The sequence below is a fragment of the Chloroflexota bacterium genome (assembly GCA_016875535.1).
In the GTDB taxonomy this organism is placed as follows: Bacteria; Chloroflexota; Dehalococcoidia; order SHYB01; family SHYB01; genus VGPF01.
Genome location: VGPF01000007.1, coordinates 25,558 through 47,986, shown reverse-complemented (window position 1 = coordinate 47,986; position 22,429 = coordinate 25,558). Strand labels below are relative to the sequence as shown.

The following is a 22,429-nucleotide window of genomic DNA, read 5'->3' as shown; positions in this document are numbered from 1 at the left end:
GCGTCAGGCCTTGCTCACAGCGGCCCCGGCAGGTTCCCTGGCGGCGGCGCGGGCGACCTGGCGCTCCGGCCAGACGGCTATGACGGTGCCGAGGAGGAAGACGCCGCCGCCGATCCAGAGCCACATGACCAGGGGGTTCACAAAGATGGTGAAGGTGGCGACCTTGTCATCCCAGGCGGCAAGAAGGACATAGAGGTCTTCCTTGGGCGTGCTGCGGATGGCGATGCGGGAAGTGGGCTGGCTCTCCTGGTTGTCTATCGTCTGCCGCCGCGGGTGGGCCACGCCGATCTTCTTGCCGCCCTTGAAGATGTCCAGCTCCGCCTCGTCTATGGTGGAATCGCCGGAGCGGTATTCGCGGAAGGCCGTGTAGACGAGGGTGTAATCGCCGATGGCGGTGGACTCGCCCTTCGCCAAGGTGACGGCCTGTTCCTTCTGGTGCAGGTTCGCGCCGATGACGCCGAGGGCGATGAACAGCATAGCGATGTGGACGATGTAGCCGCCGTAGCGCCGCCGGTTGCTGCTCACCAGGCCAGCCACGGCTTGGGGATAGCCTTCCCGGGCGCCTGCGCGGCGCACCTTCACGCCCCGGTAGTACTCGAGGACCACGGTGCCGAAGACGAAGGCACACCCGCTGACGCCAAGGAGCGTCCAGCCGTTGCGTATCCCCAGCGCCGCGAGCATGACGACAGCCCACAGGATGGCGAAGGCGAGGGGCCAGCGGAAGTTGCGCTTGATGCTCTGCCAGGCGGCCCGCCTCCAGGCGAGGAGCGGCCCGATGCCCATGAGGATGATGACGCCAAGAAAGAGCGGTCCGTTGACCTTCTCATAGAAAGGGGCGCCGACGGTGATCTTGGAGCCGTTGAAGGCTTCGGTAAGCAGGGGAAAGATGGTGCCCCAGAAGGTGGCGAAGGCGACGCCCACCAGGAGGACGTTGTTGAGCAGGAAGCTCGATTCCTTGGAAATGACGGAGTCGAAGCGGTTCTCCGATTGGAGGAGGGACTGCCTGCGGAAGAAGAAGAAGAGGCTGACGGCGATGGAGAAGGCGAGGAAGGAGAGGAAGGTTGGGCCAAGGGCGGAAGTGGCGAAGTTGTGGACGGAAGCGAGGAGGCCGCCGCGGACGACGAAGGTGCCGAAGATGGCGAGGCAGAAGGTGATGAGGATAAGGAGCATGTTCCACTTTTTGAGCATGCCCCGCCGCTCCTGCACGATGATGGAGTGAAGGAACGCCGTGCCGCAGAGCCAGGGAAGAAGGGCGACGTTCTCCACCGGGTCCCAGCCCCAATAGCCGCCCCAGCCCAGGACATGGTAGGCCCACCAGGCGCCCAGGATGAGGCCTGTGCCCTGGATGGCCCAGGCGACGATGATCCAGGGTCTGGCTGCCTTGAGCCACTGGCTGTCCAGCTTGCCGGAGATCAGCGCTCCCATGGCGAAGGCGAAGGGGATGGTCCAGGACATATAGCCGGAGAGGAGGAAGGGCGGATGCGCCAGCATGCCCGGGTCGCGGAGGAGGGAGTTGAGGCCCTGGCCGTCAGGCGGCGTGAAGGGCAGGCGCTCGAAGGGGTTGGAGAGGAAGATGAGGACGATGAGGAAGAAGACCTGCACCAGCATAAGGGTCGCCATGGCATAGGGCATGACGGCTTCCAGCTTGCGGCGGTTGGCCCAGACGGCGAGGGCGGAGAAGAGGCCGAGGCCGACGGCCCAGAGGAGAAGCGAGCCTGCCTGGCCGCCATAGACGGCGGCGAGGGTGTAGTACCAGGGCTGGGCGAGGTTGGAGGTGCGGGAGACGTAGGCGACGCCGAAATCGTGGCTCATGAGGGAGTAGGCGAGGACCGCGATGGCGGCGAGCATCATGGCGGCGACGACATAGACGGCGTTGCGGGCGCTATGGACGAGCTGGGGGATGCTGCGCCGCAGGCCGATAGGCGCGGCGAAGACGACGTAGGTCGCGGCGACGATGGCGATGATGAGGGCGACGAAGCCGATATCGGAGGCGTGCATGCCCCTATGCTACTTTCTTTCGTCCACGGGGGCGTGGGGTTTGCCAGGCTCGGCGAGGCGGAACTCGGGCGGGTGCTGGCTCAGGAGCTTGATGGCGCGGAAGGTGCCGTCGTGGAGGCGCTTGCCCTCCACGATGACGTCCGTCTCATCGCCGAAGATGTCCGGCACCACGCCCTTATAGCTCACGGGCAGAAGGTTGGACGGCTCGTTGTGGTACATGCAGAAGGTCAGGTTGTTCTGGGCGTCTTTCACGATGGTGCCCTTGAGGACGCGCCCGCCGACGCGCACCCGGTCGTTGTAGCCTTCGGCGCCCTTGGCCGTCAGCTCGTCCACGGTGATGTAGTACGTGAGCGCGCCGCGAAGGCTCGTCCCGATGAGGATGCCGATGGCGACGATGACGATGACGACAACGGCGATGAGCTTCTTATTGGCGCGCTTGAACCAGCCGCCTTTGGGGGGAGGCGTTGTGATTGCGGTGGTCATAGGCCGGTCACGTCGCTTTCATAGATGTGGACCAGGAGCGCAGAGAGGAGAAAGGCGATAAGCCCCAGGGCCAGGATGAGCCGGGATGGGGAGAGCATGCGCCTCCAGCCTTGCTTCGCGGGAGAGGGCTCGGCGAGGGTCGGCTCGGCCTGCGGCGCGGCGGCGCGGCGGCCCAAGCGCCCCAGGCGCGTGCCGAGATCGCGGGCGAGGAGGAACATGGAAAGGGCGGCTAGGAGCTTGAGGGCCAGGACGGTGTAGTAGAGGGCAGTGATGGGGGCCGATTGCAGGCGATCGAAGGTGATGATGACACCGGTGAGGATGAGGGTGATGATGGCGGCGTCCACTAGGGTGCGGAAGTGCTTGCTGATGAGCGCCTCGAAGGGGCCTCTGGCGGCGGCGAGGTTGGCTTCCGCCAGGGATGGGCGAAGGGCGAAGAGGTAAAAGATACTGCCACCCACCCACACCACAGCGGCGATGGCGTGCAACCATCTGACTATCGCCCGGAAGTAATCAATGCCTTCCACATAAGCCTCTCGAAGGCGCGCGAACATGGCCGATTCCTGGTTTGGGCGCCCAACTATGTTACTCTTTTCACATTCGAAACGTCAAGGAAATGCCCCAGTTTGCGCAGGGGGCGCTCCAGAAGTCTACGTGGTAGGATATCGGGCGGTTCCCAAGCCGTTCAAGAAGGCGTTCAATGAGCAGACTGACGCTGAGAAAGTTCACCCAGGCCGACTTCGCCGCCTATGCGCGCATCGTGCGGGCGGCTCGGGGGCCTGGCGCGCGCTACACGGCGGCAGATGCGAAGGACTATCTGGGCCAGCCGAACCTTCGCCCAAGGCGTGATTGCTTCCTCGCGATGAACGTCGGCAGGGCTGGCGGCTACGCGTTGGTGGTGCCGGAGCTTCCCATCGGTCGCGCCGTCATCGAGTGGGGGGCCGCACCTGCGGAGGCGCGCGTGACGGCGGGGGAGGCGCTGCTGGCGCGATGCCTGGCGCATGCTGGGGGCCTGGGCGCGAAGCTGGCGCACGTCTCTGCTCAGGGGCACGACCGCGAGGCGGCGGCGCTCTACAAGAGGCTCGGCTTTGCCCAGGTGAAGCGCCAGTGGCAGATGCGCCTTGACGCGGCGCGGTGGAAGGCCCCGGCGAAGGCGAAAGAAGGCATCACGGTGCGGCGGCTCCAGCCCGGCGAAGAGGCGCTGGTGACGGGCATCCAGAACCGGGCCTTTGGCGGAAGCTGGGGCTTTGCTCCGAACGTTCCGGAGGAGCTGCGCTACCGCCTGCGGATGCGCGGCAGCAGGGTGCAGGATGCGCTGATTCTCGAAGTGAAGGGCGCGCCCGCCGCCTATTGCTGGACGCGCGTGAACAAGGGCAAAGGCGGGGCGACGGGCATCATCTGGATGATCGGCGTGGACCCGGCCTACCGGGGCCAGGGTTTGGGGCGCGCGATGCTGGAGGCCAGCATCGCGGACCTGAAGCGCCGGGGCGCGACTGCGGTGGAGCTGACGGTCTACGCCGATAATGCGCCGGCAGTGGAGCTCTACAAAGCAGTCGGCTTCAAGCGTATCTACGATATCGATTGGTGGGAGAAGAGGCTTTAAACCCTCGTCGCTTCTTTCACTAATCCTTCGTAGACGCTCAGCACGCGCTTTGCCGCCGCCTCCCAGGACTGGCCCTTTGCCGCCGCCTGCGCCGCTTGGCCCAGGCTTTCGCGCAGGTGGTCGTTGGCGAGGAGAACTTCCAGTTTTTCCGCGTAGGGCTCGGGGCAGTGCCAGGGGACCAGGTAGCCCGTCTTGCCATGGCTCACGGTGTGCTGGAGCCCGCCGACCTTGGCGGCGATGACGGGCGTGCCGCAGGCGAGGGCCTCCAGCGCCACCAGGCCGAAGGTCTCATAGAACGAGGGGACAACACAGACATCGGCGGCGCTGTAATAAAGGGGCAGGTCCTTCTGCGGCACGGCGTCCACGAAGAGCATGCGGTGCTCTATGCCCAGGCCGCGCGCCATGCGCTGGAGTCGGCGGCGCTCGGGGTCGGCCTCACTGCCGCCGATGACGATGAGCTGGGAGTCCAGGCTGCTATCTAAGGCGGCGACGGCGCGCAGGAGGATGTCCGCTCCCTTGATGCGCTCCATGCGTCCGACGAAGAGGACGATCTTATGGCCGTTGAGGCCCAGGCTATCGCGGGCCGCACGCCGGGTGATGGGCTTGAAGAGCGATTGATCGAAGCCGCAGGGGACCAGGGAGACCCTGTCGTGTCGCGCGCCGTAGAGGTTCACCAACTGCTCGATCTCATGGGGGCTGCCCGCGACGATCGCATCGGCCTGGGCGACGGCCATCTCCTCCGCGGGGATACGGTCTTTGGCATCGGGCTCGCCTGCGCGGACGATGCCCTGGACCTTGCCCAAGGTGTGGAAGCTGACGGCGACGGGGAGGCCCCAGCGCGCCTTGAGCGTGAAGGCGACGGGCGCGGAGAGCCAGTAGTGCGCGTGGATGAGTTCGTAGCGGAGGCCCATGCTTTGGGCGTAATCAGCGAGGTGTTCTGTGAACTGGGGCAGGTGAGCCGCCAGGTCGCGCTTGGCGGTGGCGAGGTCGCCGGCGTTGATGTGGATGACGCGCGCCCCCTGGCCGATGGGAACGATTTGCGGGTCGCGCACATCGTGGGTGCGGGTGTAGACGTCCACGGTGTGGCCTAGGCGGCCAAGCTCCCGCGCCGTCTCCCGCAGGAGGACGTTCATGCCGCCGGTGTCTTTTGCGCCCAGGCGCGCCGTGGGGCAGCCGTGGACGCTGATAAGGGCGATGCGCATGGATTCAGCAGTCTCCGCTGATGAGGATACGGCAGGCGTACCTAGTTGCCAAGGGAAACCTATCCCTTCTTGAGGGTGAGCTTGTGGAGCCGGACATCTTTCGCGCCGAGGCTGTACTTGTAGGGTTCGGAACCGCGCAGGAAATTGAAGAGCTTGCGTCCCTTGGCGATGGCCTCCTGCATGCAGAGGGCCTTTACCAAAAGGCCCACGCTCAGGGGGGCGTAGCGCGTATCGTAGCCGCTGTTGTAAAGGTAGAAGCCGTTGTCATAATCGAACAACATGGAGGCGGCGGTGACGTGGCCGTCCAGGGTGAGGAAGTAGACGCGGAGCCAGCCCTCCTTCTGCATCGCTTCCGCCAGGGTGCGGAAGAAGCGCTCGCGCTCGGGGGTGAGGAACTGGGCCTTGTCCTCCCGGCTTGAGCGCATGAGCGTGGCAAAGGTGGTCATCACCTCGGCTAGGGGTTGGCGGTCCAGGGCGTCGAAGCAGTCCACGCGCCCGGCGCCGGTGAGCTTGCGCAGCTTGCGCTTCAGCTCGTGGCGGTCCTTGCCGTCCAGGGATTCCAGGTAGGCCTCCCACGATGCGGGGAGCGCGATCTCCGGGGAGACGCCGTCCACCTGCTGTTCCACCGTCCAGCCTTTGCCTAGGGCGGCGCCAGTGAGCCTCCGCAGGGTGGGCGAAAGCTCGATGATGCCTTCCAGCTCCACACGCAGCCAGCCGTGCCGCTCGAAGGCCCCCACCAGCGCGGGGTAGAAGGCCTCTTCCGCCTCCGGGCGGTAGAGCACATCGTGATAGTCGCAGACGTCCGTCGCGGCCAGGAGGCGGACGGCATCGGCGGAGCGCATCATGGGGGCCAGGCCCAGCAATCGCCCGCCATCGCGGAAGGCGAGGAGGGCCGGCTCTTCGCCGGTGCGCTGGGTCTGCCACCAGGTGTGAAGCCAGGCGGGTGTGGTGAAGACAGAGCGCGTGGGCGAAGCGGCGGCGAGGTCGCGCCACTCACGCTGGAGGCTTTCGAAGGATTCGGTGTGAACCGAAAAGGCCACGTCAGTCCTGGATGAGGGAGAGGAACTCGGCGCGGGTGACCTGGCTCTGCTTGAACCTGCCGCGGACGGCGGAGGTGACCATGTTGGAGCCGGGCTTCTTGATGCCGCGCATGGTCATGCAGAGGTGCTCCGCCTTAATGACGACGCCGACGCCCGTGGGCTTGATGGCCTCATCAATCGTATCGGCGATTTGGGAGGTGAGGCGCTCCTGGAGTTGCGGGCGACGCGCCAGGATCTCAACGACGCGCGCCAGCTTGCTGAGGCCGACGACGCGCCCATTGGGCAGATAGCCCACCGCGGCGATGCCGTAGAAGGGGAGGAAGTGGTGCTCACACATGGAATAGAAGGGGATGTCCTTGAGCACGACCATCTCCTGGTGCCCTTCATCGAAGCCGACCTCAAGCTCCTTTTTGGGGTCGAGCTTCAGGCCGGCGAAGAGCTCTTCATACATCTCGGCGATGCGTCGCGGCGTATCGGTCAGGCCTTCGCGCTTGGGGTCTTCGCCGATGGACTTGATGATGTCTCTAACGGCTGACTTGATCCGTGGGGAGTCCACGATTCGCCTCCTAGGCGTGGGAAGGCCACGCAGAGAGATACGGGATCGGTCGGGAGAGACGGAGACTATTCAATCTACCAGATATGGAGAGGGAAGAACAAGTTGACAGAAGGGAGCTTATCGAAAGCCTAGCGCAGCCTCAAGCGCGGGGAGGTCCGGCATGATGGGGACGATATCGGCCTTGACGTTTTTTGTGGTGGTGTCCGGGTCCTTGAGTCCGTGGCCCGTGAGGATGCAGACGACGGTCTGTTTGGAAAGATCGAGGCCGCTACGGCGAAGCTTGATCAGCCCGGCGAAGGAGGCGGCGGAGGCGGGCTCGCAGAAGAGGCCCTCCTTGCGCGCCAGTTGCCCGTAGGCCTCAATAATCTCAGCGTCGCTCACCATGCCGATCTCGCCGCCGGACTCATCGCGGGCGGCCACGGCGCTCTTCCAGCTGGCGGGATTGCCGATGCGGATGGCGGTGGCGATGGTCTGGGGCACTTCCACCGGGTGGCCGCGCACGATGGGGGCCGCACCTTCCGCCTGGAAGCCCATCATCTTGGGGCGCTTTTTGGCCTTCTTCTTTTCGTGATATTCCCTGAAGCCCTTCCAATAGGCGGTGATGTTGCCGGCGTTGCCCACAGGGATGCAGAGGAAATCGGGCGCTTCGCCCAGGGCGTCAACCACCTCAAAGGCGGCGGTCTTCTGCCCCTCGATGCGGTAGGGGTTGACGGAGTTCACCAGGGTGATGGGGCGCGTCTGCGAGACTTCGCGGACGATGCGGAGGGCCTGATCGAAGTTGCCCTCCACGGTAATGACCTTGGCGCCGTAGGCCATGCCCTGCGCCATCTTGCCCAAGGCGATATTGCCCTTGGGGACGACAACGGCGCACTGGATGCCGGCGCGGGCGGCATAGGCGGCGGCTGAGGCGCTGGTGTTGCCGGTGGAGGCGCAGATGATAGCCTTGCTGCCCTCTTCCAGGGCCTTGGCCACGGCCATGACCATGCCGCGGTCCTTGAAGGAGCCGGTGGGGTTGCAGCCCTCCAGCTTGAAGTAGAGGGCGCCGATCTGCAGCTCGCGCTCAAGGTTCTGGGAGCGCACCAGGGGTGTATCGCCTTCGCCCAGGGTGAGGAGCGGTGTCTTGCCGGTGAGGGGCAGGTAGGCGCCATAGGCCCGCAGGACGCCCTTGTGGGCTCCCTGGCTGGGTGCGGAGATGGCGGGATCGCTCACGGGGCGCGGCTCTCTTCAGCTATCGGCTGTCCGGCGCGGCCTTTACGGCAACGAGACGGCCAGGCGAGACGTGGGAATCATTGTACGCGATGCGGAGCCGCGCTAGAAGCGGGACTGGCTGCCGCGCTGGCGCGCCTGGGCGGTGGCCGTGGCCGAATCTTCAAACTTGGTGCGGGAGACATCGCCGATCTCGCCGAGGGCCTTGTCCACGTCCAGGTTGCTGAAGCAATCGTCGGGCGATTTGGGGCAGTAGTTGATCCGGCCCGAGTCCCATTCCCGGCGGAGCCAGGCCTCCAGGGCGCGGGTCTTTAAGACTTCCAGGTTCTTCTCGGAGACCTCAAGGGCTTGGGTGCGCTGGCTGATCATGTAAAAGACGGTCTGGTTGATCCGGTTGACGGGTTCGGTGATTGTATTCAAGGGGATGCCCGCGATGTAGAGGTCAAAGATGCCGCCGCGATCGCCGGGGCCGATGAGCCCTAGGTCGCCGCGGCCGGCGCGCAGCTGAGGATCCGTAGCGACCTCCGCGGCGACGGTCTCAAAAGGCGTGCCGTTTTCCACGCGGCGCTTGGCCTCTTGGGCGGAGGCGAAGTCCTTGGCCAAGATGGCCTGGATGCGGGCCTTATCTCCGGTGCGCTGGGTGATGCGGATGATGTAGACGCCTTCCTTGGCGGAGATGGGGTCACTGAGCTGGTTGAGCTCAAGGCCGAAGAAGAGGGTGTCCAGGTCATTGATGACCAGGCGCGGCGTCCAGCCGATGGCGCCGCCTTCCTTGGCCGTCTCTTCATCCACGGAGGCGGTGCGGGCAACCTTGGAAAACTCTTCCGTCTTGAGGCGCTTCTGGATGGCCTCCACCTGAGTCTGATCGCCTGCCACGATCTGGTTGACGAAGGCGTGGGGCTGGACCCTCGGCAGGTTCGCGCCGAGCTTGTTGCGGAGCTGATCGCGCAGAAGGTCCAGGTAGACGATGTCCTCATACGTGCCGCGGGGCAGTTGAGTGATCTTGAGATAGTTGCTCAGCTTGACCTGGAATTCGCGCTCTACTTGGGACTTGGGCGTGTCCGGCGAGGGCTTCGGGTCCAGCAGGCGGTTCATCATCTCCTGCTTGATCTCTTCATCCGTGACTTTGAGGCCTTCGCGGAGGGCGGCCTGGCGGATCAGCTCGTTCTCCGCCAGGGTCTGCATGAGCTGGTAGGGCGCGACGCCTGGGTTGAACTGGCCGCCCAGGGCATCCGAGCCGAGCTTTTGGGACTTGAGGATGTCCACGTAATAGCGCCAGGTAAAGGTCTTGTTATTGACCTGGAGGATCGGCTGATCGCCGGGGCGCTTGACGGAGACGACGTAGTTGACGACGAGGACGACGATGATCACGACGACAAGGAGGCCGCTGATGATGAAGAAGAGCGGCGAGAGCTTGCGCGGGCCCGAAGGAGGCTTGCGGCGGCGCGACGTGTCAACCGGCGCGACCGGCTGGGGGGCTTCCTGTTTTCTCCGCTCGGAACGGCGTCGCTGTGCCACGGTGCGTCCTCGCGATGGCAGGTTCTACAGGGTATACGCAGGCGAGGCGTTCAAGGATGCCTGCGCCCGGGAACCCCTAGCGCCCAGGTGCCCGGATGATGCGTGATTCCAGGACGTGGTCGAAGGTGAAGGGCAGGAGGGCCAGGTGGCGGGCGCGCTTGAGGGCCTCCGTGAGCATGCGCTGGTGTCGCGCGCATGTGCCCGTCTTGCGGCGGGGGTCTATGCGCCCGCGCTCGGAGACGAAGCGCTGGAGCAGGTCCACGTTCTTGTAGTCAATGGCCTTGGTCTTTTGGACGCAGAAGGAGCAAACCTTGCGCCTGGCGAAGAAGCGGGGGCGTCCGCCCCTGCCGCCGTCTTTGCGGTCGCCCTTATCGCCGCGCGGTCCGCCGAATCTGCCGCCGCCTGATGATCGTTCGTTCATTGCTGTCCTTCCGGTGCTGTGATGGTGGCTATGGGGCTAGAAGGGAAGATCGTCGGCATCCACGGCCTCGCCGCCTTCTGGGGCGGGAGCCTGGGCCTCTTCGCCCTGGCCCTCGGCGGGCTGGCGATCCAGGAAGAGGATGCGATCGGCGATGATCTCATTGCGGAAGCGGGTGGCGCCGTCCTGGCCGGTCCACTGGTTGGAGCGCAGGCGGCCTTCCACGTAGGCCCGGCGGCCCTTCTTGAGGAAGTTGCTGGCCTGCTCCGCCAGCTGGTTCCAGGCGACGACGGTGAACCATTCGGTCTCTTGCTTGCGCTCGCCGCCGGAGGTGTAGTTGCGGGTGGCGGCGATGCGGAAGGTGGTGATGGGCCGGCCGCTGGGGGTGTAGCGCATCTCCGGCTCCGTCCCCACGTTGCCGATGACCAAGATTTTGTTAAGCCCTACCACGCGCCGCTCCCTTTGGTCGCCTAGTCGGCGTTGAGGAGGAGGTGACGGATCACCTGCTCGGAGATTTGGAGGTCGCTCTGGAGCTGCTTGGCGTGCTTGGGCTCCATGGAGAAGTTGGCCTGGACGTAGCTGGCCTCTTGGAAGTTGCCGATGTGGTAGGCAAGCCTGCGGCGGCCCCAGGGCTTGACTTCGGCCACCTTGCCGCCGTGGGTGGTGACATAGCCGGTCACCTTTTCGACGACGGTGTTCACCTGGTCGTCCGCGATCTCCGGGCTCACCAACATGACAAGTTCGTAGTTGCGCACAAAAGCCTCTTTCAGGAAAGGGGGGTCGAAAACCAACGGCTATTATAGCACGGGGCGGGCCGGAGGGGGCAAGGAGGAGGCAGAGGTTCTGGGAGCAGGGAGCAAGGTCTAGAGGTCAAGGGCAGGATCGAGAAAGAGGATTCCTGGGAAAACTACGGAAGGGCTTTCCCGGAACCCTGCTCCTCTAACCTTTCCCCTACTCCAAGCCCGGCACGGGGAACTTGGCGGCGATGGTCTGGACCTCGTCCTTCACCTTCGCCATCTCCTGCTCGTTGCCGATGCTGCGCAGGGTGGCGGCGATGAGCCGCGCGATGGCCACCATCTCGCCCTTGCCGAAGCCCCGGCTGGTGACCGCGGGCGTCCCCAGGCGCAGGCCGCTGGTGACCCGCGGCGGCTTCGGATCGAAGGGGATGGCGTTCTTGTTCGCCACGATGCCCACCGCCTCAAGGGCGCTCTCCGCCTGCTGGCCTGTGACGGCGATGGGGTTCAGGTCCACCAGCATGAGGTGGTTGTCCGTGCCGCCGGAGACGATTCGCAGTCCCCGGTTCCCCAGCTCGCCGGCTAGGGTGCGGGCGTTGTCTATCACGTTCTGCTGGTAGGTCTTGAACTCGGGCTTGAGCGCCTCGCCGAAGGCGACGGCCTTGGCGGCGACGATGTGCATGAGGGGGCCGCCCTGCGCCATGGGGAAGACGCCCTTGTCTATCGCGGGGGCCAGGGCCTTCTTCGAAACAATCATGCCGCCGCGGGGGCCGCGCAGCGTCTTGTGCGTGGAGGAGGTGACGACGTCCGCGTAGGGCACGGGCGAGGGATGGAGCCCGGCGGCGAAGATGCCGGCGGGGTGCGCCATGTCCACCATGAGCTTCGCGCCCACCTCATCGGCGATCTCGCGGAACTTCTTGAAGTCGATGATGCGCGGGTAGGCGGTGGCGCCGGCGACGATGAGCTTGGGGCGGTGCTCCTTGGCCAGGGCGCGGACGGCGTCATAGTCCAGCAGCTCCGTCTCGCGGTCCACGCCGTAGGAGACGAATTTGTAGTACTTGCCGGAGAAGTTGACGGGACTGCCGTGAGTGAGGTGGCCGCCCTGGTCCAGGCGCATGCCCAGCACCGTATCGCCGACCTCCAGGAGGCCGAAGTAGGCGCCCATGTTGGCCTGGGCGCCGCTGTGGGGCTGGACGTTGGCATGCTCGGCGCCGAAGAGCTGCTTGGCGCGCTCGATGGCGAGCTGTTCCGCCACGTCCACGAACTGGCAGCCGCCGTAGTAGCGCTTGCCGGGGTAGCCTTCGGCGTACTTGTTGGTGAGGGGCGAGCCCATCATCTCGAGGACGGCCTTGCTGGCGTAGTTCTCCGAGGCGATGAGGACGATGTTCTTGCGCTGGCGCTCCACCTCGTGGGCCAGGGCTTCGGCGATCTGGGGGTCGTGCTTCTGCAGGAGGGTGGAGATGTGCATGAGTCGCTCCGGCTCCCTGGGGGCAGGCGCGGGAGCCATGGTGGGATTGAAGGCTACCCAGTGTACGCCCGGGGCTGAACGGCGGCAAGGGGAAGGGGGCTTAGCCCTTCAGCAGCCCCAACCTGTGCAGGTCGGCATCAGACCAGCCGGCATCGTGGATGATGCCTTTCAGCGTGCCGATGGGGAAGGTATCGCCCGGATGATGGTAGGCCACAACGATACGCCGTCCATCCGGGTGGCTGAAAATTCGATGGCTTCCGCGCGACCTCCGCAAGGCAAAGCCGTCAGCCTCAAGGGCCCGCACCAGCTGGCGCGCTGAGACGCCCCTGGGCGTTTGGCTCATCGAACGTTGACGGCTACGGCGGGCTTATCGCGAACCGTCACGCCGCGCTTTTGGCTCGTGGGCACCGGCTTGCCGGCGTCCACCAGGTCCTCGATGTAGAGCTCGATCGCTTCGCGGATATTGGCGAGCGCCTCTTCATAGGTGTGGCCCCAAGAGCGGCATCCCTTCAACGCAGGACATGACGCGCTGAAGGCCCTCTCCCCTGATTCAAACCGGTCTTCCTTGATGACCACATCAAAGATGTAGGATTTCATGGCCCTCGCCTTCCTTTATCCAATGATACCAGCCTGCCCTTAGCCGCCAAAGGCTCGGCTCAGCTGATGGCCGGCCCAGACCGCCAGGAGGCCGACGATGAGCTGCACGGCGATGTTGGCGAAGGCGGCGGGCAGGCGGTCGTCCCGCAGGAGGGCGAAGGTCTCAAAGCCGAAGGCGGAGAAGGTGGTGAAGCCGCCCAGGAGTCCCGTGGTGAGCAGGAGGCGCGTGTGGCTGTTGATGAAATCGTGGGTCTCCGCCAGGCCGAGGATGAGACCGATGGCGAAGCAGCCGATGGCGTTGACGGCCAGCGTCCCATAGGGGAACGATTTGCTGCCGCCCATGACCCACGCGCTTACGCCATAGCGCAGCATGGAGCCGACGGCTCCACCGAGGCCGACCAGCACGACGTTGAGCATAACCTACCGCCTTCTCCCTTCGCTCACGACTTTGCTTCGCAGAGTCAGCGCAGGCTCCCTTCCACCGAAGGAGAGGAGAGCGAACACGGACGTCTCGCAACTACCTTAGCCTGACCACTTCGCCTCGCACAAGGGCTGGGACGACCTTCAGCGCGTCCAGCTTGGCGCAATCGGCCAAGTCGCGGCCGAGGCCCACGGCGATGAGGGCCTTGCCCGAAGGCGATTCGCGCAGGGCGGCGGCTATGCGCCCGCGATAGCGCTCGGAGAGCGCCAGCGCCTGCGCCGCCTCCTCCGTGGGCCCGGCATCGCCGATCGCCTCCAGCAGGCGCTCCACAAAGGCCCCCGCGCAGGCCGTATCGTCCGGCACCGGCTCGCCTTCGCGCCCTGCGCAGACCAGCACGATATCGCCCCTGGCCCTTGCCAGGCGGCGCACCGCCGCCCCCTGGTTGAGGAAGGCGCCGATGAGCGTCTCCCCGGCCGTGGCCGCCGCCTTGAGCGCCCGGGTGCCGTTGGTGGTGGTGAAGACGATGGTCTTCCCCTTCACCACCTTGGCCGTGTAGTCCCGGGGCGAATTGCCGAGGTGGAAGCCGGGGATGCGCAGGCCGCCGCGTTCTCCGCCGAGGAGCGCTCCTTCGCCCAGGGAGCGCTGCACGCGCCGCGCCTCTGCGATAGAGGCGACAGGGATGATGCGCTCCGCGCCGGAGGCGATGGCCTGGCTGATGGTGGAGGTGGCGCGGGTGACGTCTATCACCACGGCCCGCCACTGGGGAAGGTCGAGGCTCTTCAGCTCGGCAGGCGTCAGCGCAACGTGGAGGCGCATCTAGCGCTTGGCCTGCCGCAGGAAAGACTCGATGGTCTGCTCTGTGGTGTAGCGGTAGCGGAAGCCGGTGGCCTGCTTCAGCTTCTCATTGCTCGCGACCCACGGGTAGGCGATGTAGTCGAGGCCGGCCGAGTTCGACTGCTGTTGCAGGCGCAGCTTCCACGCCAGGTCCATGACGCCGCCGAGGAGCGACTTGGGCAGGGCGATCATGGGCCGCTTGGCCATCTTCGCCACTCTGCTGTAGGGGACCGTGCCATCGGCGGCGACGTTGTAGGTGCCGGGCGCTTCGCGCTCCAGCAGCATGACCAGGATGGCGATGAGATCGTCTTCATGCAGGAACTGCACCGGCGGGTTGCGGCCCAGCATGCGCACCATCACCGGCTGGAATACCTTCGCGCCGATGGCCTTGGCCCCGCCGGGGCCCATGACGGGCGCGCCGCGCAGGACCGTCACCTTGCTGTTCGGGTGGCTCTTGGCGTACTCATCGAAGAGCCGCTCCGTCGTCGCCTTATCGCGGGCATACTGGAAGCGCGGGTTCGGTCGAAGGGGCGCATCCTCCGTCAGCGGCACGGGGTTATCGGCATGGGCGCCGTAGACGGAGGTGCTGCCCAGGTAGAGCAGGTAGCCGAGGTTGCCCTGGCCGCAGGCCCGGAGGAAGTGCCGCGTGCCGTCTACATTGATGCGCGCGGCCCAGGCCTCCCGCCGCGTGGGCGCGACGACGAAGGCAAGGTGGACGGCGGCATCCACGCGGTGCTGGGCGAAGAGCCCATCGAAGGGCTTGGTGATGTCATGCCGGACGAAGGTGAGCTTGGGAGGCGATTGCCGCGGCGGCCGGGCGTCCACGCCGATGATTGCCTCCACGGAGGGGTGGGCCGCCAGCCGCGCCATGAGCTGTGCGCCGATGTAGCCGCTGACGCCCGTGACCGCGACGCGCTGCATGCGCCCTCCCGGCGAAGTGCCGGGAGACAGGATAGCAGATGCGAAGATATGACTGACAACGAAACTTGAACCCTGTCCTTCAAGGTAACAGAGCCATCAAGGGGCGGATGTCACACCACCCTCCCGCCCTGCTGCAGCGCCTCCGCCACCAGCGGCGATGGCGTGGAAGTCACGGGACTCACGGAGTTAACGGACTCCTCTCCATTTCTTTGTCGTATTGTTTCCTCCCGCGATTGACTAGAGTTGGGGAAAGCCCGTGAAGTCCGTGAGTTGCGTGAGTCGTGGGACTCTTTTCGCAGCATGATACCTATGTAGCTCCACATCGTCTTGCCGGCAACCGCTTTCTGCGCGTAGCGCACCCGCGGACGCGCCCTGCGCAAGGCGTTGCCGATCGCTACCCTGGTCACGCTGACGCCCAGGCTGTGCTCCAGCGCGTAGTCGCGGTAGGCGGCCATGAGCTCGCTGCAGGGGGTGAATGCCTCCGCGTCCTCCACCGTGCGGGCGTTGAGCCAGACGGTGAAGGGGTCCGTGGCCTCCACGAACTCGTTATAGGCCTCCTGCATCGCCGCCGTTATGGTGAAGCCCCGCTGCCGCAGGCGCGGCAGGGCCGCCAGCGCCAGGTTCAAGAGCCCGGCCCGCTCCGTGGGGTCGGCCAGCAGGCGGTCTATCTCCTGGGGGGAGACCTGGTCCGCCTCGTCCCTAAAGCGCCGCTTGAAGCGCACGACGATCCACCGCGAGAAGAAGGCCGAGGAGGCGTCCGCCGAGCGCGGCGGCGTGTTGGCGGAGAAGACGAGCCGCGCGAAGGGCTGGAAGTCGAAGCTCTCCCTGAACTTCTGCTCTCCGGTTATGGCATCGCCGGCTACAAGGCTCTTGAAGAGGCTCGTGCTTTGCAGGTAGGTGGAGGGCAGGTCGGCGTAGAAGTTGGCGAGCTTGCCCTGGAGCCGCGCCGCCTTGAAGCGGTCCTCCTCCAGCTGGTGGAGGGCGATGGTGCTGACGTTGCTGCCGCCCAGGAAGGCGCGCAGCCCCGCCAGGAAGCGGCTCTTCCCCTCGCCGCCTTCGCCCAAGAGGAGCAGGGCCTTCTGCAGGGAGAGGTCGGGCGTCATGAGCCAGGCCGCCGTCTCCGGCACAAAAGTGGGGCCCTCTTCGCCGAACCAGTCCTGCGCGAAGCGGAGCCAGCTGGGGCACTTGGCCTTCGGGTCGTAGACGATGGGCAGCCGGACGGTGACGGCGTAGGACGGCCTATGGGGCATCAGCTCCATGGTGTCCAGGTGCAGGATGCCGTTGGCAACAGTGAGCCGGTTGCGGTCCGGGCGCTGGAGGAGCGGCCGGGCGTCCACGCGGATGAACTCGGCCACCTCCGCCGCCTTGTGGGACGACCACGATTCCAGGAGCTCCGCCTCCGCCAGGACCTCCTTGCACATCCGCTTGGCGAACTCCTCGCCATCGTCCAAGTAGACGCCGCTCAGATAGCGGTAGAGCCGTCCGTTCGCGTCTTTGGCGAAGTCATGCCGCTCCATGATCCGCTTCGCGATCTCATAGGCCGGGACCTTCGGCCATCGCGCCACCCAGGGAAACCCGCCGCCTTCAGTCTCATACATCACGTGCAATTTCACCTCTTCATCACTATCTACTATTAGTATAGCGACGATCGTCTAGTCCCCGTTCGGAACCGCGGAGAGAAGAGGCGGCTTGGCTAAGCGTCTTTCCGCTTCCCCCGCCAGAACTTGTAGCGGGCCGCCAGCGCGCCGATGGCCTGCTCCACCGCGTAGGCGTAGGCCGGGATGCCGTTCGCCTCCAGGTGGCGCACCGCCTCCTCCACCTCCACATCGCCCACCAGGCCCGCCACCATCGGCTTCACGATGCCCTTGTCCTTGGCCTCCTGCACCAGCTCGATGAGGAGCTTGGCGAAGGCCCCCGGCGGCGCAAGCGGCGTATGCCAATAGCCGAAGACGAGGGCGTGGACGCGGCTATCATTGAGCGCAAGGGTGATGACCTTGCGGTAGGTCTCCGGGCCTTCGCCGCCCGTCACGTCTATGGGGTTGTTGGCTGAGCCGAAGGGCGGGATGCAGGCCTTCATCGCCTGGTGCAAGTCCGGAGGCAGGGCCGGCAGGGAAAGGCCATGGTCGGCGCAGGCGTCCGCCATCAGCACCCCCAGGCCGCCGGCGCCGCAGACGATAAGGACGTTCTCCCCGGCAGGGTCGGGCAGGAGCTGGACGGCGCGCGACCAGTCCAGCAGGTCTTCCAGCGTGCGCGCGCGGATCAGCCCCGCCTGGCGGAAGGCGGCATCGTAGACGCGGTCTTCGCCGGCCAGCGAGGCGGTGTGGGATGAGGCGGCCCTTGCGCCCGCGCTGCTTCGCCCGCCCTTTAGAACCACCACAGGTTTCACTTTCGAAACGCGTTTTGCCGTCTCCAGGAAGCCTCGACCGTCCTTCAGCCCTTCGATGTGCAGGGCGATGACCTGGGTGTGCGGGTCCTGGCCGAAGAACTCCAGCGCGTCGCTATCGTCTATATCGGCCTTATTCCCCAGGCCCACGATGGCGGAGACGCCCATGCGCCGGGAGCGGCTATAGCCCAGGATGGCGTTGGCGATCCCGCCGCTCTGGGAGACTAGGGCCACGCCGCCCGGCTCCGTGTAGGGCATGGCGAAGGTGGCGCAGAGCTTGAGGGGCGTGTAGAAGTAGCCGTAGATGTTGGGGCCAAGGATGCGCAGGTTGTGGGCCCGCGCCGCCTGCACCAGCTCATCCTGCAAGGGGCGGTTGCCCACCTCGGCAAAGCCGGAGCTGATGACCACCAGCCCGGCGATGCCCTTCTTGCCCGCGGCGGGCGCCAGCCCCGCGATGGCGGGCGCCGGGATGGCCACCACAGCCACGTCCGTATCGTCCGGCACCGCCTCCAGCGAGGGGTAGCACTTCAGGCCCCCTACCTCGGCGAAGTTGGGGTTCACCGGGTAGATGTTGCCCACATAGCCTGCGCCCTTGAGGTTGGCGACGATGATGCTGCCCAGCTTCCCCGGCGTGGGCGAAGCGCCCACCACGGCGATGGCGCGGGGCATGAAGATGCGGCGCAGCTGGGCGATGCGGGCTTCCGGCGATCGTGGCGGTGGCACGGGTGTCACCTCGAGTGGGAGTCTGCCGCCACAGCCATTATAGGCTTGCACTGTGCTGCATGGGGTGGTTTTGGGCAACTTTCCTCTGGAGAGCATTGAACAAATGGCATCTCCCTCTTACAATCCATGTGGGTTCGTTGAGTTGGGTCGCCTAATCCTCACCTTAGGTGGGCAGATGTCTCCAGCGTCCACGGCTCGGGCGGCGCGCAGACCCCCTTCTCAGCGCGAGCTCGCCTCCAAAAAGATCGTCGTCATCGGCGGCGGCACCGGCAGCTTCACTATCCTTTCGGGGTTGAAGCAGTACCCGGCGCAGCTCACCGCCGTGGTGACCATGACGGATAGCGGCGGCAGCTCCGGCCGCCTGCGCGATGAGTTCGGCGTCCTGCCGCCGGGCGACCTGCGCCAGTGCCTCCTGGCCCTCACGCCGGACGACCACGCCCGTGCGACGCTCAAGAGCCTCTTTGAGTACCGCTTCAACAAGGGGAACGGCCTCCACGGCCATAGCTTCGGCAATCTCTTCCTTACGGTGCTGACGGATGTAGCCGGCCGCACGGACAAGGCCGTGGAGGAGATGGGACACCTGCTGGGCATCAAGGGGCGCGTCCTCCCGGTGACGCTGACCGACACGAATCTCTGCGCGGAGTTGGCCAACGGCAACACCGTCGTCGGCGAGGCGCATATAGACATCCGCACCGTAGACCCGGACGTGCCCATCAAGCGCGTCTATCTCCAGCGCAAGGCGCAGGTCCTGCCGGAGACGGCGCGGGCCATCGCCCAGGCGGACGTTATCGTCATCGGCCCCGGCGACCTCTACACCAGTGTGATTCCGAACCTCTTGGTCTCAGGCGTGCCGGAGGCTATCCGCCGTTCCAAAGCGAAGAAGGTCTACATCTGCAACCTGGTCACCAAGCACGGCGAGACTGACGGCTATACCGCCTCCCGCTTCATCGCTACTGTCTTGAAGTACCTCGGCGACGCGAAGGCCTTGGACTACGCCCTCGTGAACACAGCGCCCGTCCCAGCGCGCCTCGCGAAGAAGTACGCCGGCGAGCGCGCGACACCCGTCGCCTTCGATCGCGCCGCCTGCGAGCGGCTCGTGCCCAACATCGTCGCCAGGCCCCTCCTTGCGACGAACCACTACCTCCGCCACGATTCAGCGGCCTTGGCCGCCGCCGTCATCGGTTTCCTTTAGGTGCCCGCGGTGGTGCTATGGCGCACAAGCCCGTATAGTGGTGGGGCTCCTTCGCCAGCGATGTTGTAGGAGGTATCGTGTAAGTCATCTCGAAGGCTCGTCCTCGCGCCGGCGGCCGCCTATGCCCAGTCGGGCAAGGTGCTCATGATGGCGATGGCCTTTGCAGGCAAGCGGATCTCGTTGGTAGGGCTGGCGGCATGCCTGTTGCTGCCGATGCTCGCTGCGTGCAGCTCGGCCGCTAAGGACCCCACACCAACGCCCGTCCCCCCAACGCCCACCCGCCCGCCGACGCCCTCGCCGACGCCTGTCCTCGTCTTCACCGGCGATGCGCTCAAGGCCTACGAGTATATGAAGACGCTGAATGGGATCGGCAATAAGTTCATCGCCGAATACCAGGGCACGGGAACGGCCGTCTTTTCCACCACGGACCAGGCGGCCATCGCGCGGCTGGTGGACCGGGGTATCGCGCTCTCGGAGACCTATCTGCGGGATGTGACGGCGGTCGCCGCCCCTGTAGAGGTCTCGGAACTGGTTGAGGTGCGCACCCTGGCGATCCGCTCCGCAGAGCGCGTGGTGGCGATCTCCAAGGAGTTCAAGGCTGCTCTCGCCAGCGGCGATACTGCCGCTTCCACGCGCATCGCCACGCAGCTCATCGCCTATCGGTCCAACCCGGATATCCGCGCCGCCGGCGAGCTGATGCAGAAGGTGATGCAGCGCTACGGCATCCCGCCGGGTTACGTGGACTTCCAGCTTTAGACGCTAGGCCGCCTCCAGCACGATCCGCGCATCCACCGCCGCCAGGCCGTCCCGGTAGGCGAAGACCGGGTTCATGTCCAGCTCTTTGATCTCCGGGTGCGCATCCACAAAGGCGGAGAGCTTCAGGATCGCCTCTTCCAGCTTCGTCACGTCTGCGCCGGCCTGCCCGCGAACGCCCTGCAGCACAGGGTAGCCCTTGATCTCGCGCACCATCTGCCGCGCATCGCGCTGGGTCAGCGGCACCACGCGGAAGGCCACGTCCTTCAACACCTCGACGAAGATGCCGCCCAGGCCGAACATCAGCACCGGGCCGAAGGCGGCATCCTTGGTCATGCCGATGATGACCTCCGTGCCCTGCCTGGCCATGGGCTGGATGGAGACGCCCGCGATGCGAGCGTTGGGCGCGGCGCGCTGCACCGCCGCCAGCATCTCATCGTGCGCGGCGGCCACCTCGGCCTCGTTCTTCAGCCCCAGCTTCACGCCGCCCACATCGCTCTTGTGCGCGATGTCCGGCGAAAGGATCTTCATCACCACGGGGAAGCCCAGCTCCCTGGCGATGCGCTGGGCCTCGGCCTTGTTCGCGGCCAGGCGAGTCTCCACAACGCTCAATCCGGCCTCCTTCAGGATCTGCTTGGCCTCCACCTCGTTCAGGAGGGTGCGGCCTTCCTTTCGGGCGGCTTCCACAATGGTTGCGATGGGCATATGCAGCACCTCAGCGGGGGTTCAGGCTCATGGAGCACGGGTCAGACGGTGCGATCCGGAGACAGGCGAAGGGTAGCGCGACGACGAGAGAGAATCAAGCGGCGGCGCTACGATGTTCCCTGCGCCAGCTTCTCCAAAAGCTTGAGCGAGGCGTTCTGCTCCTTGCCCATGACGCGCCCGGCAAGAAAGAGGCTGAGGAGCCAGGAGACGCCCAGGGGCGAACGCCACTCGTAGGCTAGCGTCACCTCCGTGCGGTCGGCGATGGGGCGTATGGCGATGATGGTGTGGAAATCACGCACGCCGCCGGCCTTCGCGCCGTCCACCGTCTCCTCCAGGTGCTTGAGCGCGATCCGTCTTTCCTGCTCCCAGGCCGTCACCTCTTGAGTGAGCCTGCTTTCGCGCCCGTAGAGCGTCCGCGAAACGAGCTGTCTGCGACCCGCGCCTTCGGCAGGGCCGCCCGTATGCTGGACGGCCTCCACGCTGCTGAACCACTTGGGCAAGTCGTCGAGCGCGGAGGCGGCGCGCCAGACCTGCGCCACCGGCGCTTTGATGAGACGGCTTCGGGCGACGCGCATGCGGCCTAGGCGTAGCGGTAGAGGTTCGCGGCGTTCTCGGCGATGATCTTGCGCCGCTCGCCTTCGGGCACGCCGGCGAAGATGCGCTCGATCAACTTCATGGAGTTGGGCCACGTGCTGTCCAGGTGCGGGTAATCGGAGGCCCACATGAGGTTCTCCACGCCGATGATGCTGCGCAGCATGATGCCGGAGCGATCGCGCATGAAAGTGAGGAAGACGTGCTTGTGGAAGAAGTGGCTCGGCAGCATATCGCGCGGGATGCCCATCTTGTGGAAGACCTGGCGGCGGTCGTGGAGGTAATCGGCCCGCTCCAGGAAATAGCCCGCCCAGCCGATATCGTTCTCCGCGGAGACGATCTTGAGCTTGGGATACTTGAGGAAGACGCCGGAGAAGATCATGCGCGCCAAGGCGTCCTGGACCATCACGCTCTCCGTCACCTGGCCGGAGAGGAAGTCTTCGCCCATGCGCTGCTTGTGCTTGCGCTCCGTGAGGATGTGGAGGCTAATAGGCATATCGCACTCTTCAGCCGCGCTCCACAGCGGATCGAAGGTCGGGTCGCTGTAAGGCCGCCCTTCGGGGCTCACCGAGATGGAGACGCCGGAGAGGCCCAGCTTTTTGGACCGGCGCACTTCGCCCGCTGCGGCTTCGATGTCGTCTGTGGAGAGGATGCCGATGCCCTTGAAGATGTTGGGGTAGGGCTTGCAGAAATCGGCGATCCAGGAGTTATAGGCGCGGAAGCAGGCCGCTTGGAAGTCCGGCTCCGGGATGCCGAACATGCGCAAGGCCACGGAGGGGTAGAGAACCTCCGCCTGCACGGCGTCCACCGCCATCTCGTCCAGGCGTGCCTTGGGGTCGTAGCTGCCTTTGGGGGCGTCCTTCTCATAGGTGCCGTGGCTCTTCAGCTTATCGCTGGGTTTCCCGGCGCCTGCGTAGGCGGCCACCGGGCCTAGGACCGTCCCTTCGCATTTCCACACGTCGAACTCGCCTTCGCGCACCACATGGGGGGCGCGGGCCTTGTAGGCCGGCTCCATGTAGTCCTTCCAGACGTTCGGAGGCTCGATGACGTGGGAATCGGCGGAGATCACCTGGTAGTTGGTCATGC

The 22,429-nt window shown here is 65.6% G+C and carries 25 protein-coding genes; 3 read left to right on the top strand and 22 right to left on the bottom strand.

Annotation, left to right across the window (positions count from 1 at the left end):
• Positions 1–3: 3 nt before the first annotated feature.
• From FJ039_03905 to FJ039_03895, 3 genes are read right to left on the bottom strand one after another with little or no spacing between them, the layout of a single operon-like run.
• The gene (locus tag FJ039_03905) at positions 4–1,998 is read right to left on the bottom strand and encodes a heme lyase CcmF/NrfE family subunit (protein MBM4405314.1); all 1,995 of its coding nucleotides are present in this window, start codon (positions 1,996–1,998) and stop codon (positions 4–6) included.
• Positions 1,999–2,007: 9 nt separating this feature from the next.
• Positions 2,008–2,481 (bottom strand): cytochrome c maturation protein CcmE, encoded by a 474-nt coding sequence (locus FJ039_03900; GenBank protein MBM4405313.1) that lies wholly within the window; start codon positions 2,479–2,481, stop codon positions 2,008–2,010.
• Entirely contained in the window at positions 2,478–3,032 is a 555-nt protein-coding gene (locus FJ039_03895) for a hypothetical protein (GenBank protein ID MBM4405312.1), read from the bottom strand. The genes FJ039_03900 and FJ039_03895 overlap by 4 nt, the downstream gene beginning before the upstream one ends.
• A gap of 146 nt (positions 3,033–3,178) precedes the next feature.
• Between FJ039_03895 and FJ039_03890 the strand changes: the two genes are divergently transcribed.
• On the top strand, positions 3,179–4,081 hold the full coding sequence (locus tag FJ039_03890) for a GNAT family N-acetyltransferase (GenBank protein ID MBM4405311.1): 903 nt from the start codon (positions 3,179–3,181) through the stop codon (positions 4,079–4,081).
• Here FJ039_03890 and FJ039_03885 read toward each other — a convergent pair.
• From FJ039_03885 to FJ039_03810, 16 genes are all read right to left on the bottom strand, one after another.
• Positions 4,078–5,283 (bottom strand): glycosyltransferase family 1 protein, encoded by a 1,206-nt coding sequence (locus FJ039_03885; protein MBM4405310.1) that lies wholly within the window; start codon positions 5,281–5,283, stop codon positions 4,078–4,080. The two genes, FJ039_03890 and FJ039_03885, sit on opposite strands and share 4 nt — an antisense overlap.
• 59 nt (positions 5,284–5,342) lie before the next feature.
• Positions 5,343–6,323 (bottom strand): GNAT family N-acetyltransferase, encoded by a 981-nt coding sequence (locus FJ039_03880; GenBank protein ID MBM4405309.1) that lies wholly within the window; start codon positions 6,321–6,323, stop codon positions 5,343–5,345.
• 1 nt (position 6,324) lies between these two features.
• On the bottom strand, positions 6,325–6,879 hold the full coding sequence (gene folE, locus FJ039_03875) for a GTP cyclohydrolase I FolE (GenBank protein ID MBM4405308.1): 555 nt from the start codon (positions 6,877–6,879) through the stop codon (positions 6,325–6,327).
• A gap of 117 nt (positions 6,880–6,996) precedes the next feature.
• Positions 6,997–8,073, bottom strand: coding sequence for a threonine synthase (locus FJ039_03870; protein ID MBM4405307.1), 1,077 nt, complete (start codon positions 8,071–8,073; stop codon positions 6,997–6,999).
• Between the two features lie 117 nt (positions 8,074–8,190).
• Entirely contained in the window at positions 8,191–9,603 is a 1,413-nt protein-coding gene (locus FJ039_03865) for a hypothetical protein (GenBank protein MBM4405306.1), read from the bottom strand.
• Positions 9,604–9,679: 76 nt separating this feature from the next.
• Positions 9,680–10,024 carry a 30S ribosomal protein S18 gene (rpsR, locus tag FJ039_03860; protein MBM4405305.1) on the bottom strand — a complete coding sequence of 115 codons (345 nt, stop codon included), beginning with the start codon at positions 10,022–10,024 and terminating at the stop codon, positions 9,680–9,682.
• A 36-nt stretch (positions 10,025–10,060) separates the two neighbouring features.
• A complete protein-coding gene (locus FJ039_03855) occupies positions 10,061–10,471 on the bottom strand; it encodes a single-stranded DNA-binding protein (GenBank protein ID MBM4405304.1) in 411 nt (136 codons plus the stop codon).
• A 20-nt stretch (positions 10,472–10,491) separates the two neighbouring features.
• Positions 10,492–10,776, bottom strand: a complete 285-nt coding sequence (gene rpsF, locus FJ039_03850) for a 30S ribosomal protein S6 (protein ID MBM4405303.1) — start codon at positions 10,774–10,776, stop codon at positions 10,492–10,494.
• A 196-nt stretch (positions 10,777–10,972) separates the two neighbouring features.
• Complete coding sequence (locus FJ039_03845) at positions 10,973–12,223, bottom strand: serine hydroxymethyltransferase (GenBank protein ID MBM4405302.1); 1,251 nt, start codon at positions 12,221–12,223, stop codon at positions 10,973–10,975.
• A gap of 100 nt (positions 12,224–12,323) precedes the next feature.
• Positions 12,324–12,566: a type II toxin-antitoxin system HicA family toxin gene (locus FJ039_03840; protein ID MBM4405301.1), complete on the bottom strand. Its 243-nt coding sequence runs from the start codon at positions 12,564–12,566 to the stop codon at positions 12,324–12,326.
• Complete coding sequence (locus tag FJ039_03835) at positions 12,563–12,820, bottom strand: type II toxin-antitoxin system HicB family antitoxin (protein MBM4405300.1); 258 nt, start codon at positions 12,818–12,820, stop codon at positions 12,563–12,565. The genes FJ039_03840 and FJ039_03835 overlap by 4 nt, the downstream gene beginning before the upstream one ends.
• A 39-nt stretch (positions 12,821–12,859) precedes the next feature.
• Positions 12,860–13,237 (bottom strand): fluoride efflux transporter CrcB, encoded by a 378-nt coding sequence (gene crcB, locus FJ039_03830; protein MBM4405299.1) that lies wholly within the window; start codon positions 13,235–13,237, stop codon positions 12,860–12,862.
• 100 nt (positions 13,238–13,337) lie between these two features.
• Positions 13,338–14,057 (bottom strand): 2-phosphosulfolactate phosphatase, encoded by a 720-nt coding sequence (locus FJ039_03825; protein ID MBM4405298.1) that lies wholly within the window; start codon positions 14,055–14,057, stop codon positions 13,338–13,340.
• On the bottom strand, positions 14,058–14,996 hold the full coding sequence (locus FJ039_03820) for an NAD-dependent epimerase/dehydratase family protein (GenBank protein MBM4405297.1): 939 nt from the start codon (positions 14,994–14,996) through the stop codon (positions 14,058–14,060).
• A 110-nt stretch (positions 14,997–15,106) separates the two neighbouring features.
• The gene (locus FJ039_03815; GenBank protein ID MBM4405296.1) at positions 15,107–16,594 is read right to left on the bottom strand and encodes a hypothetical protein; all 1,488 of its coding nucleotides are present in this window, start codon (positions 16,592–16,594) and stop codon (positions 15,107–15,109) included.
• 95 nt (positions 16,595–16,689) lie between these two features.
• Positions 16,690–18,198, bottom strand: coding sequence for a hypothetical protein (locus tag FJ039_03810; protein MBM4405295.1), 1,509 nt, complete (start codon positions 18,196–18,198; stop codon positions 16,690–16,692).
• A 7-nt stretch (positions 18,199–18,205) separates the two neighbouring features.
• On the opposite strand from FJ039_03810, the gene FJ039_03805 reads away from it, so the two are divergent.
• Together FJ039_03805 and FJ039_03800 are read left to right on the top strand one after the other, a co-directional pair.
• Positions 18,206–19,294, top strand: coding sequence for a YvcK family protein (locus tag FJ039_03805; GenBank protein MBM4405294.1), 1,089 nt, complete (start codon positions 18,206–18,208; stop codon positions 19,292–19,294).
• Positions 19,295–19,441: 147 nt separating this feature from the next.
• Positions 19,442–20,050, top strand: coding sequence for a hypothetical protein (locus FJ039_03800; GenBank protein MBM4405293.1), 609 nt, complete (start codon positions 19,442–19,444; stop codon positions 20,048–20,050).
• Between the two features lie 3 nt (positions 20,051–20,053).
• Here the strand turns inward: FJ039_03800 and FJ039_03795 are convergent, their stop codons facing one another.
• The 3 genes from FJ039_03795 to FJ039_03785 form a co-directional block, all read right to left on the bottom strand.
• Positions 20,054–20,752, bottom strand: coding sequence for an acetyl-CoA synthetase (locus FJ039_03795; GenBank protein MBM4405292.1), 699 nt, complete (start codon positions 20,750–20,752; stop codon positions 20,054–20,056).
• Between the two features lie 107 nt (positions 20,753–20,859).
• Positions 20,860–21,327, bottom strand: a complete 468-nt coding sequence (locus tag FJ039_03790; GenBank protein MBM4405291.1) for an SRPBCC family protein — start codon at positions 21,325–21,327, stop codon at positions 20,860–20,862.
• Between the two features lie 5 nt (positions 21,328–21,332).
• Positions 21,333–22,427, bottom strand: coding sequence for an amidohydrolase (locus FJ039_03785; protein ID MBM4405290.1), 1,095 nt, complete (start codon positions 22,425–22,427; stop codon positions 21,333–21,335).
• Positions 22,428–22,429 lie beyond the last annotated feature (2 nt).